Source organism: Pseudomonas brassicacearum subsp. brassicacearum, assembly GCF_008801605.1.
Lineage (GTDB): Bacteria > Pseudomonadota > Gammaproteobacteria > Pseudomonadales > Pseudomonadaceae > Aquipseudomonas > Aquipseudomonas brassicacearum.
Map to the genome: position 1 here is coordinate 1 of NZ_VZPJ01000009.1, position 15,221 is coordinate 15,221.

General features: G+C 59.0%; 9 protein-coding genes and 1 pseudogene. 6 read left to right on the top strand and 4 right to left on the bottom strand.

What is annotated here, in order from left to right; all coding sequences use genetic code 11:
* The 3 genes from bamA to F7R20_RS19910 all read left to right on the top strand — a co-directional run.
* Positions 1 to 1,215: outer membrane protein assembly factor BamA (gene bamA, locus F7R20_RS19900; protein WP_151180612.1), on the top strand; the 1,215-nt coding region annotated here is incomplete at its 5' end.
* 107 nt (positions 1,216 to 1,322) lie between these two features.
* On the top strand, positions 1,323 to 2,267 hold the full coding sequence (locus F7R20_RS19905; protein WP_003203505.1) for a glycosyltransferase family 2 protein: 945 nt from the start codon (positions 1,323 to 1,325) through the stop codon (positions 2,265 to 2,267).
* A 25-nt stretch (positions 2,268 to 2,292) separates the two neighbouring features.
* Positions 2,293 to 3,129, top strand: coding sequence for an NAD-dependent epimerase/dehydratase family protein (locus F7R20_RS19910; protein ID WP_197675460.1), 837 nt, complete (start codon positions 2,293 to 2,295; stop codon positions 3,127 to 3,129).
* A gap of 461 nt (positions 3,130 to 3,590) precedes the next feature.
* Here the strand turns inward: F7R20_RS19910 and F7R20_RS19915 are convergent, their stop codons facing one another.
* The 4 genes and pseudogenes from F7R20_RS19915 to F7R20_RS31965 form a co-directional block, all read right to left on the bottom strand.
* Positions 3,591 to 5,756 carry a glycosyltransferase gene (locus tag F7R20_RS19915; protein ID WP_003203510.1) on the bottom strand — a complete coding sequence of 722 codons (2,166 nt, stop codon included), beginning with the start codon at positions 5,754 to 5,756 and terminating at the stop codon, positions 3,591 to 3,593.
* Positions 5,749 to 6,435, bottom strand: a complete 687-nt coding sequence (locus F7R20_RS19920) for a 2OG-Fe(II) oxygenase (protein ID WP_003203512.1) — start codon at positions 6,433 to 6,435, stop codon at positions 5,749 to 5,751. Before F7R20_RS19920 ends, F7R20_RS19915 begins: the two co-directional genes overlap by 8 nt.
* Positions 6,429 to 7,949 (bottom strand): polysaccharide pyruvyl transferase family protein, encoded by a 1,521-nt coding sequence (locus F7R20_RS31960; RefSeq protein ID WP_232002354.1) that lies wholly within the window; start codon positions 7,947 to 7,949, stop codon positions 6,429 to 6,431. The genes F7R20_RS19920 and F7R20_RS31960 overlap by 7 nt, the downstream gene beginning before the upstream one ends.
* Positions 7,929 to 9,152: pseudogene (locus tag F7R20_RS31965) on the bottom strand (ABC transporter ATP-binding protein); the annotation flags it as partial. The pseudogene F7R20_RS31965 and the gene F7R20_RS31960, both read right to left, overlap by 21 nt.
* A 184-nt stretch (positions 9,153 to 9,336) precedes the next feature.
* Here F7R20_RS31965 and F7R20_RS19930 point away from each other — a divergent pair.
* The 3 genes from F7R20_RS19930 (at position 9,337) to F7R20_RS19940 (ending at position 15,209) form a co-directional block, all read left to right on the top strand.
* Complete coding sequence (locus tag F7R20_RS19930) at positions 9,337 to 10,155, top strand: ABC transporter permease (protein WP_003203515.1); 819 nt, start codon at positions 9,337 to 9,339, stop codon at positions 10,153 to 10,155.
* A 303-nt stretch (positions 10,156 to 10,458) separates the two neighbouring features.
* Entirely contained in the window at positions 10,459 to 12,753 is a 2,295-nt protein-coding gene (locus F7R20_RS19935) for a glycosyltransferase (protein WP_232002350.1), read from the top strand.
* A gap of 47 nt (positions 12,754 to 12,800) precedes the next feature.
* Positions 12,801 to 15,209: a phospholipid carrier-dependent glycosyltransferase gene (locus tag F7R20_RS19940; protein ID WP_232002351.1), complete on the top strand. Its 2,409-nt coding sequence runs from the start codon at positions 12,801 to 12,803 to the stop codon at positions 15,207 to 15,209.
* Positions 15,210 to 15,221: the final 12 nt, after the last annotated feature.

A 15,221-nucleotide genomic window follows, 5' to 3' on the forward strand; every position in this document is an offset into this window, starting at 1 on the left:
TCCAAGACCCGCCTGGAGCGCCTGGGCTTCTTCAAGGAAGTCAACGTCGAGACCCCGGCCGTACCGGGCGTCGATGACCAGGTCGATGTGAACTACAGCGTCGAAGAGCAGGCTTCCGGCTCGATCAGCGCCAGCGTCGGTTTCTCGCAAAGCGCCGGCCTGATCCTGGGCGGCTCGATCACCCAGAACAACTTTCTCGGCACCGGCAACTACGCCAGCCTGGGCCTGACCCGCTCGTCCTACCAAAGCAAGTACAACATCGGTTTTACCGACCCCTACTTCACGCCGGACGGCGTGAGCCTGGGTTACAACGCGTTCTATAACGCCACCGACTACAACGAATACTACGATGACGATAATTCGTACTATTCCATCAACAGCTACGGCGCCGGCACCTCCCTCGGCTACCCGATCAATGAAACCTCACGGTTGAATTTCGGCGTGACGGTGCAACATGACAGCATCGAACCAGGGACCTACAGCGCCGATGAGATCTACGATTTCATCGAGCGCGAAGGCAAGGACTTCACCAACTTCAAGGCCAGCCTCGGCTGGTCGGAATCGACCCTGAACAAGGGCGTGCTGGCCACCCGTGGGCATTCGCAAAGCCTGAACCTGATGGCGACGGTGCCCGGCAGCGACCTGAGCTTCTACAAGATCGACTACACCGGGCAGACGTTCCTGCCGGTCAGCGACGCGACCTCGCTGCGCTTGCACACCAAGCTCGGCTACGGCAACAGCTACGGTTCGACCGACGGCCTGCCGTTCTATGAAAACTACACCGCCGGTGGCGAAGGCTCGGTGCGTGGTTTTGAAAGCGGCACTCTCGGCCCGCGCAACACACCGGCCACCGGCACCTATGCCAGTGCCGGCCAAGCGTACTACTCCGACCGGGACACCGAGTCACTGGGCGGCAACATACTCATCACCGGCGGCGTGGAATACCTGTTCCCACTGCCCTTCATCAAAGACAACAAATCACTGCGCACCTCGGTGTTCTGGGACGTGGGCAGCGTCTATTCCGACAAGTGCTATCTGAGCACTACCCAGGGATGCGACGGGGTCGATCTCAGCCAGATGGCCAGCTCGGTGGGGGTCGGGGTGACCTGGTATAGCCCGCTGGGCCCATTGAGCGCCAACGTGGCCTTTCCGGTCCGAACGCCGGATAACGCTGATACGCAGGTGTTTCAGTTTTCCTTGGGACAAACGTTCTGAAAGCGCTGGCCGGAACTGGTCGTAGGGCACGGATCTGCTATCTTGGATACAGACCTGAGTAGTTGCGATCCCATACGTATCCAGGTTTGAGCAATGGAGTGATGAAGTTGGAAGCAGTGGAACTGCTCGTTATTGATGAATGGGGCACATCATCTCTACGTGGCGAGTGTGATGTGATCATCGTCAATTACAATGCCGGTGAACTTTTGTTGGCGTGTGTAAGGTCGGCGTTTGCCGCCGGCGCTTCCAGCGTGATCGTGGTGGACAACGATTCCCACGACGATAGCCTGATGCTGGTGGAGCGAACCCACGCTGTCGGCGACTCGCTTCAAATCGTACGCAATGCCGCCAACCTCGGCTTCGCCGTGGCGTGCAACCAAGGTGCCCGCCTGTCAGCGGCTCCCAATTTATTTTTCTTGAACCCGGACACCGTACTGGCCGCCGATGCCATAGACCGCTTGCTGCTGGCGCTGCATAGCGCGCCGGAGATCGGCATGGTCGGAGGGTTCCTGTGCAACCCGGACGGCAGCGAGCAAGCCGGTGGGCGCCGGGTATTTCCAACGCCCAGACGCGCCTTCATGCGGGCTTTCGGACTTTCGCGGCTCTCAGCACTTTTCCCATCACTGTTGTCCGACTTTTTATTGCACAAGGAGCCGCTACCCGGCACCCCCATTGTCGTTGAGGCCATTTCCGGGGCTTGCATGCTGGTCAAGCGCGAAGCGATCGAGAGTGTCGGGTTATGGGACGAAGACTATTTCCTTCATTGCGAGGACCTGGACTGGTGCATGCGCTTCCATCAGGCCGGCTGGCGCGTGCTGTTCGTGCCAGATGCCCAGGTGATGCATGTATTCGGTGGCTGCAGTCACCAGCGTCCCTATTTCGTCGAATGGCACAAACACCTGGGGATCCTGCGTTTCTATCGCAAGTTTTTCCGCCGCAAATACCCTGCCGTGCTATGGGTCAGCGTGGTGATCGGGGTCTGGTTTCGATTCAGCCTGATGGTCCTTCGTCACGCGGCTACCCGGTTTAAACATGCATGGAACCTACGATAAGAGACCCCAATTGCGGATAGGAATATTGGGCGGCTCCAGCCTCTTGGGCGAGCACGCCTTGCCATTGCTGGCACAAACCGGTCTCCCGACAAACGCCTTCACTCGAAGCCTGCCCACGGTGTCCTGCCCCGGTGTGACGTGGCGAAATGCTGACGACTGGCACGGACTGACGCTGGACACCTTCCTGTCATTCGCCCCTGTCTGGGTGTTACCCGACTATCTGGAACGCCTGGCCAGCACCCACGTCAAACGCGTTGTCGTGCTGTCCTCCACAAGCCGTTTTGCCAAGCAAACATCGCCCGATGCTCGGGAACGGGACGTGGCGCAACGCTTGATACGCGCAGAAGAACAGCTCGAGCAGTGGGCGATCGAACGGCAAGTCGAATGGGTGATCCTGCGGCCGACCATGATCTATGGCTTTGGTCGCGACAAGAACATCTCGCAAATAGCACGTTTCATTCAACGCTTCGGATTTTTCCCGCTTATCGGGGGCGGAACCGGACTGCGCCAGCCGGTGCATGCTGGTGACGTGATCCAGGCGTGCCTGTCCGCCATGAGCACGCCTGGCCTGCCCAGTGGCGGCTATAACCTCTCAGGGGGGGAAGTCTTGCCGTATCACACGATGGTGAGGCGAATATTCCAGGCCATGGGGCGTCCGGAGCGAACGCTGCCCCTCCCTGCCCAGGTATTAAGCCGGGGCGTTTCGATCATGCGGTGTCTGCCGCGCTATCGACATCTTTCAAGTGCGCTGGTGGCGCGGATGAACGAGGACTTGGTGTTTGACCATTCGCCCGCCAGTGATTGGCTTGGTTTTGCTCCCAGGGCGTTTCATCTGATGGGTGAGGATTTGCCTGGTCGATAGGTGGGATGGTTTGGGTCTGGATTGCTTAGGGAAAAATGTGCTTCTCTGGGGCGGGGTGTATATCCGTTGCTGCGGTAACGGCGGCTTAGGGTTCCGCCCTTACGGCGGGTCACTTTTGGAAAAGCGTCAAAAGTAACCAAAAACGCTTTGCCCCACCACTCGGTGCCTCGCCTAGGCTCGGCATGCCTGAACGAAGGCATCGCTCCGTGGGCCGCCGCGAAGGGCCATCCATGGCCCAGCGCGGCTAACCCGGCATCCATGCTGGGTTGCCCACTGCGCAATACCTTCGTTCAGCCAGCGTGGTTAACGGGGCGCCCGAGATCAACGTCCACGCCGAGGCGGCCTAGTAGCCGACCTGGCTCTCCCGGTCGTACACCCATCAGAACTGTGGGAGCAAAGCTTGCTCGCGACGGCGGAGTCACCGTCGACGAGGATGTTGAAGGTCATGGCCTTGTCGAGATCTAGCCCTTGTCCCCTGTCTCCACGCCAGGCTCGTCGCGATGAACGTGGGCTTGCCAAGCGCCCCATTTGCTTTCGAAATACGCCTGGTTTTTGTCCCAGAGGGCCTGGTACTCACCACTGGCGATCAGCTTCCTGAACGAAGCCTGCCCGTAATGATGGATAAACGCGTCTTCGGCGCAGACCGTCCGGTAGCCAGCCGCCTGCACGCGACGGCTGTAGTCGTCGTCCTCGAACATTCCGATACTGAATGCTTCATCCAGATACCCCACCTCTTCGAGAATGCCTCGGCGAAAGGCGACACAAAACATGGCGAGCATCGAGATATCGAACGACTGCCCCTTGTGGGCTTTGGTATAGCAGTCTGAAAAATCCTGCATCTGTTGAATGTCGGTGTAGGAAACTTCGATTTTCGCTTCGTTTCCTACCGCATTCGTGACCGGTCCGACCAAGCCGATACTAGGGTCTCTCAAATGCCGGACCAGCGGATCCAGCCAGCCGTCTGGCACTACCGTGTCGTTATTGAGCAACAGCAGTATGTCACCGTCGGCTTCTCGCAAGCCCTGGTTATTGGCCGCAGCGAAGCCTCGGTTGTCCGGGTTGAGGATGACCTTCGCGGTCGGCACTTCCTGGCGCAGGCGCTCGAGATAATCGCCCGTACCATCCTCCGAGCCGTTGTCGACGACAATGAGCTGGTAATTGGGCCAGGTGGTATTGCGCAGAATGCTGTTTACACATTGAATCGTCAGATTGAGGTTGTTGTACGTCACGAGCACGATGGAGACTTTTTCATACAGCCCGACGATAGCCAGTTGCATGCTATCGAATCGATCTTTCCAATCATTGGCCCGGGCAAGTTCTACGCGTCGTTTGTACAGGGCCAGGTCGCGCTCGGCCAAGGCACCCTCGATCTGCTCGATGAACTCATCGACTCCGGTTGCGAAGTACAACAGGTCTTTGTAAATGCTCATCTCCGCCAAAGGCGTGGAAATCACCGGCTTGCCTGCACTGATGTACTCGTAGAACTTCACCGGATCGACCGCGTGCGTCACGTTGTAGAGCCTGAAAGGAATCAGGCAGGCATCGAAATGATCCAGGTAAAGCGGCATTTGCGAGTAAGGCTTCCTGCCCAACAACTGGACATTGGGCTTGTGCTCAAGACCCGCCAGATCGTCGACAAAAATATCCCCCACCAGAATGAAGTTCCACTCTGGCCGCCTGTCCGCCAACGCCGCCAGCAAGGGATAATCGAGCCATTGCGCCAGGGCACCGTAGTAACCAATGACAGGCCCGGCAAGCCCGCTCAGCACATCATTGGTAAAGCAGTGCTGCCGAAAAAAAGCGAAATCCACCGCGTTTCGCACCAGCACGCAGCGTGGGTTATGGGCGCACCACTTGTGGTAAAGCAACGCGGCGGAAACGGTCACCAGGTCGGCCTGGACAATCAGGGTCTTTTCCTCGCTCAACAGCTGTTCGCCGATGTTCGGGAAACCATCCCAGTCATCCATGCAGTCATAGAGAATGCGCCAGCCATGCATGGTTCGCAGGCTGAGTGCCACGGGGCTCCAGTAAGCAATATGCACCACCGAGAGGGCGGTTCTGATCTGCATATCGGCGACCAGTGCGGCCATGGCGAGCAGCAAAGCCTGATGATTCTCAGGCGTCACCACTTTTTCGTAATACGCCTCTTGCACATCACGCTGCAGCGCCACTTCAAAAATATTGGGCGCCACTGAGGTCAACCGATAGAGCTGTCCCTGTTCCGGCACGCTGGAGGGGACGATATAAAACACCCGGTAACCATTGCTCGCAAACTGGTTCATCAACTGCTGCGGTCGCTGGAAGCGTGCAGCCCACTCAATGTTGGCGAAGCAGAGAATATCCAGGCGCCCTTTCGTGGTGAAATCCGGGGCGACGTCAGGGTTCGGCAACGGCTGTGGTGCGGCCGGATAGACGATTGCAGCGGCCGTCTCGGGGAATTCCTGCGTGGCGCTAAAACCATAACGCATCAACCGGAAAAGCGAGCGCAGTGGTCGGGTGAAACGCCACGAACGGGTGTTTTGCAGGAAGTCGACTTTTGCCAAGGCAATATCGCGCTCATTGATGGCCGCATCTCTTTGAGCCAAGGCGGCGTCGCGGTCGATCAAGGTGCTGTCGAGCTTAAGCACGTGGGTATCCATGCAGTGGAGTGCTGTCGCCCGGCGGCCACATGGAACTGAGGGACCCCGGTCGGTAGAACGTCGCCGTCAGGCTGCGGCGGGAGGAATGGCAGCCGCTTACCACGGGCGTGACAGCATGCCAGGAGTTATCCGAACGCACCAGGATCGCCGAATTGCCCACCAGGGGCTCGATCTCGGCCGCCACGGCAGTGGGATCGTTGCGGTGCAGGATGTTCAGGCACCCGCCGTCGTTGCGGTCCCAGGACTCATTGAAATACAGGATATGGGTGACCAGTTTATCGGGCAGGTCCGGATGCGCCCCCAGGCTCGCGCCAGGACCGTAATGAAAAACGTTGACCTCCATCGGCACGCTGCGCAGATCAATCCCGGCCAGCTCCGACATGGCCTCTCGATAGCCGGCCGAGCCAAGATCCTGCGCCAGCCTCAACCACGCCTCGCTCAGTTCTTCGGGGAAAGCGATGGTATGGGTGCCCATGTCTACCAGGGCGCGGGCCTCATAGTCATAGTTTTTTTCACCACCATAACCACTCACCGTCTTGAAGTGATCATGAGGGAAGGTCGCCGCCAACGCAGCGGCATCCTCGGCCGAATACAGACTGTCAATTTCAGCCCATGAGAACGGGTGAGACTTTAGCGCCGCTGGCGTGAGACGAGAGAGATCTAGCATTGTCTGTTCTTGTTCGCTGTCAGGTTTCTGATACCACGGGCGATGGAACGCAGTGGTGCGGTCATTCGGAATGAATTGGAATTCTGCAACTCAAGCATCCTGGCGTCACTGAGGGCCAGTTGCTGACTGAGCTGGGCAATCCGTTGCTGCTGGGCAAGCGTCTCTACTGCCGGCTCCGGCGCCGGCTCGATGACCTCAGGCTCCGGCACGGCGGGGCTTACCGGACATTCAGCCGGCAATGGATCACGCCCCTCGGCCGCGGCTTCGAGCAGGTTGGGTAGATGCTGTAGAAAAGCGCCCAACACCGGCTGGGACGAGGTTTTGCCCTGGCGGATGATCGCCGCGACCCGGTCCCAGTGCTCGACCAACCGATCCGCCGCCGCACGCGCCGCAGGCGATGGCCGGGTCTTGCCCACGCGCGCGAGGAACCATTGTGGATCGACCGTCGCCGCGTCCGGCAACGCATGGAGTGAATCGAACTCCGCCAGCGCCGTGTACTTGCCCGTGGTCAGATCCGCCGAGCAGAACACCGGGACGCCAAACGCCAGAGCGGTGATTGCCAGGTGATAGCTATGGCCGATCACCGCTTGGGCCTGGCTGAGAATTTCCGCCATCAGCAACGGCTCTGGCCAGAACGACAAGGTGATGGCCTGGGGCAGGCGCGCCGCAATGACCGACGGATCGTCACCCAGGACAGGGCCAATCGGCACCACCAGGAACTGATAGCCCTGGAACGCCTCGGCGTGGTCTTCGAACAGTTTTACAAAAGATTCCACCACATGAATGGCGTGGATCACGATGTAGGGCCCGGTCAGCCCGGCCTGCTCGCGCAGGCGAACGAACTCGGCGCCAGGCTGCTGCTCATCGATCAGGCGGGGCAAGCCGAACGCGGTGTCGGGCAGCACTTCGATCTCGGCCTGCTGGGTGAGCGCGCCGAGGGCATCGCGCGACAGCGCATCACGGACTCGCACGTACTGGCTCTGCTCAAGAGCCATCGTCAACAACGGCCTGGCCCAGTCGGGAATACTGTTGCAATGCATCCCGGGGGCATTCCACATGACCGGAACCCCGTGCTGCTGCGCGATGAGTGCAGGGGTCAGCCAATAACCGGTAGGGTGATGGATATTGGCGGTTGTCGGACCATAGCCGTGGGCAACGACTTTATCGAAGCGGATCAGGAAGCCACCGCCGATCAAAACACCATCCAGGCTGGCCGCTACATGAGGCAACTGCGTCAACGACGTCACCGCATAGGGCCATTCAGATCGGGTTTTCCCGTGATAGGAAAACCGATGCAGGTTGACTGAACCCAAGCGCCGGGCCAGCTCCGCCTCGGCAATGATCGGAAACAGCAGGTCACCGTAGTTTTCTACATCAAAGGTTCCGAATATAGCGACCTGCCACGTGCGCTCGTCCAGGTGTTGCGTCAAAACCTTCTCTCCTTGAGTCCCGCAGGCCTTGGCAAGCGCCTCGACTGGTCGAGGGTCGATCCTCTGCAAGCCCAGGTCAACCATGCCCAGGAAATTCTTGTGGTTCGGCAACATGTCGAACGCCAAGGGCGCCACCTGTTTCTCGATCAGTTGCGAGGTATCTTCCGTCGCGCCATGCAACAGCTTGAGCGTGACATGATAGCGCCCCTCGGCGAGGTTGGCCGGGAAGCGCACCGTGATCGCTGTGCGCCGCCAGCCATTCTCGGCCGGGCCTGGTTGCAGTGCGAAGTTGCCCCCGCCGATCACCAGCAGCCTGGCTTCCTGGATGGTGAAGCTGATGTTGGGTTGCGTGATCGACTCATGGAGCAACGCCTCGACGCGGATCTCGATGTCGTCGCCATACAGGTAACTGGAGGAGAGCTGCCGAGTGTTGGTGAAGCAGGCAGCGCTGATGTGCCCCTCTTCGGTCCCAAAGGCCATCCCCTCCTGCCCGCCCATGAATGACTTGCGCGTAACCGGTATGACCCCGCCACTGGCCCAGCGGCGTTGCTCGTCGCGCATGTCGAGCAAATGCAGCTCGGCCATTTCATCGGGCGAGCCGCTGGCAACGACCCGGCCTGCGCGCAGATAGATGACCCGGTGGCAAAAGCGCTTGACCATGCTCATGTCATGGGAGACGAACAGCAGCGTCGTGCCGTTGGCAGCCAGTTCTTCCAGCCGATTCAAGCATTTGAATTGAAACGAGGCATCGCCGACGGACAGGGCTTCATCGACGATCAGGATCTCGGGCTCGACACAGACCGAAACCGCGAAGGCCAACCGTACCAGCATCCCGCTGGAATAGATTTTGGTGGGCTGGTCGATAAAGTCGCCGATATTGGCAAAGGCGAGGATGTCATCGAAGCGGGTGTCGATTTCCGAGCGACTCAAGCCCAGCACCGCCGCATTCACATAGACGTTTTCCCGGCCAGTGAACTCCGGATTGAAACCGGACCCCAGCTCAAGCAACGCCGCAATCCGGCCATGCCCCTGGACACTGCCCCGGGTTGGCATCAACGTTCCGCAGATCAGTTGCAACAGGGTGGATTTGCCACTGCCATTACGGCCGATGATACCGACAGTCTCCCCCCTTGCGATAGTCAGGGAAACATCGTCCAGGGCCCAGAACTCGCGATAGAACCGCTTCCTGCCACGTACCAGCATCTGCAACAGACGGTCCTTGGGCGCATCGTAGATCTGATAACACTTGCTCAGGTTTTCGGCGCAGATGGCCACTTCAAACGACATCGGCAAAACCCTTCCATGAATCACGGCCATTATTGCGGCGTTACTGAATCAGTCCTTCGCTGGATGCTGCGGATGAGTTAAGCACAGATGGGATAAAAAACTGCGAATGAATCTACACTTGGCCTACCCTCCATGAGGATGCGACTCAAGAAGCATCCGCTATTGTCCTAAGGATCAAGCACCGATGCAGTCGTTCAGCACGTCCCCTGCCGCCATGGTCAAGAGTGTCCTGATCAATCGAATATTGATCTACGTGTTGATCCGCAGAGAAGTCATCGGTCGCTACAAAGGCTCGATGCTCGGTATTTTATGGTCGTTCTTCACACCGGTTTTCATGCTGGTGGTCTACACGTTCGTGTTCAGCGTTGTCTTCAAGGCCCGCTGGTCTGGCGGCGGAGAATCCAAGAGCGAATTCGCCCTGGTGCTGTTCGCTGGCCTGCTGGTGTTCAACCTGTTTTCCGAATGCGTGAACCGTGCGCCGGGCCTGGTGCTGGCCAATACCAACTACGTCAAGAAGATTGTGTTCCCACTGGAAACCCTGCCCCTGGTGTCCCTCGGCGCAGCGCTGTTTCACATGGGTGTCAGCGTCCTGGCCTGGCTGGTCTTCTATATCGTCCTGTTCGGTACCCCTCCGGTAACCGCTCTTCTGCTACCGGTGGTGCTGTTCCCATTGGTGTTGCTGACGCTGGGGATCTCCTGGTTTCTCGCCTCGATAAGCGTCTACCTGCGCGATATAGGCCAGTTCATCGGCATTATCATCACGGCGATGCTGTTCCTCTCACCGATTTTCTATCCACTTTCGATACTGCCCCAAAGCTACCAGGCCGCCCTGCAGGCAAACCCCCTGACGCTGCCGGTGGAAATGGTTCGCGATGTCATGTTCTGGGGCAAGGCGCCACAATGGGAGCACCTGGCCGCTTATTCGGCGATCTCCGTGCTGATTGCCTGCGCAGGGTTCGCCTGGTTCCAGAGAACACGCAAAGGCTTTGCCGACGTCATATGACGCTTGGTTGCGTGGCGCCCCATCCAGCAACCGCTATGATGATTCATGGCACGGCTGGAGCCTGGGCCTGTCTGATGATTGAAGCCAACATCGATCCTGCAAGACCGAGTTTGCGTTGCCGTATTGACCAAAGGACCAGAAAACCGCATGGACCAGATCAACCGTCTTGTTGATTGCATTGACAAATTGACTCGCTCAACACAATCCAGATCCATCGAAGCCTTGCAACTGGTCAAGGAAATCGAGAATCGAGATCGGCTTATCAAACAACTGAACCTTGATTCAAAAGCGCTTCGCACCCGCGTGTCACTTCAAGAAGGTGAGACCGGGCGACTGCGCGAGCAACTGCGGGCGGCTGAAAAGCGCCTCAAAGAGGTCGAGACACTACTCCAGACAAAAGAAAGCGAAGCTGTCGCGCTGTCCGATTGGGCGGTGGATTTGCGCGCCCAACTGGCGGCAAAGCAGGCTGAGCTGTTCAAGCTTTCGGACTGGGGCAACGCCATCGAACGCGCTCCGCTGCGTTATTCGATACGCAAGCAGTTGTACAAGCTATCGCGCCGGGTCTACGCCTGGCTGCCACTCACCGCCCAGCAGAAAAGCAAGCTGGCGCACCGGATTCGAAGCTGGTTGAAGCGCCGCAAGGCAACGCCGGGCGAATCAGCGGCGCCAGCAAGCCTCACCCCGTTGCAACACCTGCCACCGCCCGTAAACCTTGAAGTACCGTCTTGCCCCGGGCAACCCATGATCCTGATGTTCGGCGTGATTGACTGGCACTTCCGCATCCAGCGCCCGCAAAACCTGGCCAAGGAGTTGGCCCGGGCGGGACAAACGACATTTTATATCTCGAACCATTTTATCGACGATGAGGCCCCCGGCTTCGAAGTGGAACCCTTGGAGGGCTCCAACCGGCTGTTCCAGATCCGGTTCAAGGTGCTCGGCGCACCGGCCATTTATCATGCCCCACCGTCAGCTGCCGCGATCCGCCAGTTGTGCCAAGGCCTGGCCATGCTCCTGCAATGGGCGAACGTCGATGTCGTGGATTGCATCGTCCAGCACGCCTACTGGTTCCCGCTGGCAAGGCGTGTCCCCAACTCCACGCTGGTCTATGACTGCATGGATCACCATGAAGGCTTTGGCAACGTTGCCCAGGAGTTGCTCGACCTTGAAATCGCCCTGATGCGCAGGGCGGATTTGCTGGTGGCGACATCCGACTGGATCGAACAACACGGCAAGCGGGAAAACCGCAACGTCGAGGTGATCCGCAACGCCTGCGAGTTCAGCTTCTTCAGCCAACGTCCCGACAAAATCTATCGGGACCCCGCCAACAGAAAAATCATTGGCTACTACGGCGTCATTGCCGAATGGTTCGACCTGGACCTGATCAAGCAAGTCGCCCAGGCATTCCCAAAGCACCTGATACTGTTGATCGGCAGCGATACCGTCCAGGCGAAAAAATACTTCAAGGCCTGCCCGAATGTGGTCCTGGAAGGCGAAGTCCCGTACGCCTCCCTGCCTTATTATCTCTATGCCATGGACGTTTGCCTGCTGCCGTTCAAGGTCATGCCTTTGACCCTCGCCACCAATCCGGTCAAGGTCTATGAATACCTGAGCGCGGGAAAACCGGTGGTCTCGGTGAAACTGCCGGAGTTGAGCCAGTTCGGCAAGCTGGTCTGGGCGGTTGAGGAGCCGACCGAGTTCATCTCGGCCATACGCGATGCGCTGGACGCAGTGCCAGAAGCCAGCGCCACGCCAAAGGCGCGCCAATCGTTCGCCCGGGGCCAGACCTGGCAGCATCGGGCCGCCAGCTTGCGCAAGGCCATCGCAACATTGCCCCGGCCCAAAGTCAGCGTCGTGGTGTTGACCTACAACAACCTCGAACTGACCAAGGCCTGCCTCGACAGCCTGTTGACTCAGAGCCAATACCCGAACCTTGAAATAATCGTTGTCGATAACCACTCCAGCGACCAGACCCCGGCCTACCTCACCGCCTGGGCCAAGGGGCATCCAGACCGGATCGTCATCCTCAACCCGGACAACAAGGGATTTGCCGCCGGTAACAACCTGGGCCTAGCGGCAGCCAGTGGCGACTATCTGGTGGTCCTGAACAACGACACGGTCGTCACCGCCGGTTGGATCAAAGGCTTGATCCGTCATCTGCAGGACAACAAGGAAATCGGCATCATCGGCCCGATCACCAACAACATCGGCAATGAGGCCAAAGTCAGCACCGGCTATGACCGGTTAGAAGACATGCCCGCCGAAGCCGCGCAAATGACCCGCGCGCGCATGGGTGAGTGGTTCGAGATCAACACCCTGGCCTTTTTCTGCGTGATGTTCCCGCGTTCGACCTACGAGCAGATCGGTGGCCTGTGCGAAGAGTATGGCCTGGGGTTCTTCGAGGATGACGATTACTGCCGTCGCGTGCAGCGGCGTGGCATGCGCGCGGCCTGTGCCGAGGACGTCTTCGTTCACCACCACCTGTCCGCCTCGTTCGACACCTTGGGTGCCAAGAAAAAACAGGCACTTTTCGAAAAGAACCGGGCGATCTACGAAAGCAAGTGGGGATCCTGGGTCCCGCACACCTACCGAGACGTATAAGCACCCTTTTGCATGGCACCGAGGTGCTGAACAGCCGAGACGATATTTTGCCCAGATTCAGCCTGAAATACGCAGTGGTGTTGTTGGTTTTACTGGCGAGTGCGGTGGTCGGCGTATACGGTTTTTCGACGCTTGAACTGGCGTCCATGAACAGCGGCACCCGAACGATATTGCTGTCACTGGCAGGCCTGGCCGCCCTCACCGTCTTCACTCGCAAGCCACCGATCATTCTTTGCCTGGGTCTGCTGGCGTGCCTGTCCATTGTCTGCGCACAGATTTGGCCGGTGATGGTCGTCGCGGTGTTCGCACTGTCTTCGACCGTGCTCGGCAGGTGGCTGCTCAGGCAGGACGCCTTGGACGACTGGAGCGTCCACCTGCTGGTGGGAGCCGGTACGTTCGGCACACTGACAGGCCTGGCGGCCTACTTGCCAATCAACTACCCCTGGCTGTATGGCGCGCTGCTGTTGTTGCCGCTTGTATTGGGTCACAGGCACGTCACGTCGATAGGCCGTGAACTGTTGCGGCAAATCCGGGCCAGCCGCTCAGCGCAAACACCCCTCCAGACGGGGTTCGACGTACTGATCTGCAGCTTCGCCTGCCTCTACGTGTTGGTCGCCTTCATGCCGGAGGTCGGGCATGACGCGTTGGCCATGCACCTCTTCGTCCCGTCACACCTGGCCCAACAGCATCAATGGAAGTTCGATGCAAACACCTATGTGTGGGCGGTCATGCCCATGCTGGCCGACTGGATCTACAGCATTGTCTATATGCTGGCCGGTGAAACCGCCTCGCGCCTGAGCAACAGCGCATTCACCTTGCTGCTGGCCTGGCAGATCCGCAACATGACCCTCTGGGCCGGTGGCTCTGCCACAAGCGCCCGCTGGGCCAGCCTGATCTTTCTGTCAACGCCCCTCGCCTTCGCTGAAAGCAGCAGCCTGCATATCGAATCGGCGTGGACCGCCTTCATGATGGCCGGGACGCTGGCGATCCTGAAGGTCTCAAGCTTCACGCCGGAGCCCAGGGAGCGCCTGTCGCAATTGCTCCTGGCGGGCCTCCTGCTGGGCTTCGCCATGGCGACCAAGGCCGTGACCTTGAGCGTCCTGCCGGTCCTGCTGGTGATCCTCTTGCTGCACTACAAGGCCTGGGCTGTCCCAGGAATCGTCAAGACACTCCTGCTGGGCAGTGCCGGCCTGATACTGGCCGGTGCTACCCCTTACGTCTCTGCCGAGTACTTGACCGGCAACCCCGTGTTCCCGTTTTTCAATGCCATTTTCCATTCGCCGCTCTGGCCGGACATCAACTTCGAACCACCGGCCATTTTCGGTACCGGGGTAACCTGGGACACCCTCTATCGAATGGTCTTCAAGTCGCCGCAGTTCATCGAGGGGCGGGTTGGCGCGGCGGGCTTTCAATGGCTGCTGCTGCCCACGGCGGCCGTCGCCGTGCTGTTGAGCGGCAACAAGAAAGCCCTGTGCATCCTCCTGGTCGGCGCCGGCGCAATGTTCATGACGTTCCACTCAACAGCCTACCTGCGTTATGTGTTCCCCTCCTTCGCGCTGTTCTCAGTGATCCTGGCCCTGCCCTTTTCCGACGCCAGGATCTTCCCGCGCAGCCTCGCCATCGTGGCCGGTGCCGTGTTGATCCTGACCAATACCCGTTTCATCCAGGCCGCGACTTACTATGGCGAAATCAAACCCTCTGCACTGTTGAGCACGACAGGTCGGGATGCCTATCTATTGGAACGCCTGCCCATCCGAAAAATGGTCGACACCGTCAATGCCTTGAATACCGGGCATCAGCCCGTAGCGGTCTTTGCGTCGCCCTTGATGGCGGGTTTGCATGGCGATGCTCTTTACGCGTCGTGGTACAACCTGAAATGGAAAAGCGAGTTCGACGCGGCGGCCTCGCCATCAGAACTTGCCCAGCGCTTGCGCCGGCGCCAGGTGAGCTGGCTGGTGATCGACCTCAAGTCCCTTCCCCAGGCACCACTCGATCGGCTGCTCACGGTGTCCACGTCGTATGCCAGACTGGGTGACATGGAACTGCGCAAGCTCAATGACACGCACTACGAGCACCTGCTCAACCCAGAGCTGTCCAGCCTTGAGGGCTGGAGCCTGACGTCACCCTCGACCTACGACGCCGCGCGCAAGATCCTGACCGTCAGTGTCAAGACACCGGCAACCCAGCGTGTCGACGTGACGCCGGGGCTGACGTACATCAACAGCGTGTCGGCACGCTGCGCAACGACAGCCACGGCCGGAAGAATCCAGGCCAATTGGATGGACGAACAAGGCGACTTCATTACCACCAGCATCGAGACGTTTGACTGCACCACGCAATGGGAGACCCATGAGATGAACGTCGTAGCCCCTGCCAATGCCACATCCGTGATCATTTACGCATCCGGGCATACCGACACTCCCCTGGAGTTCAAGTCACTTTCATTCAGGCAATAGTTGGCGATATCG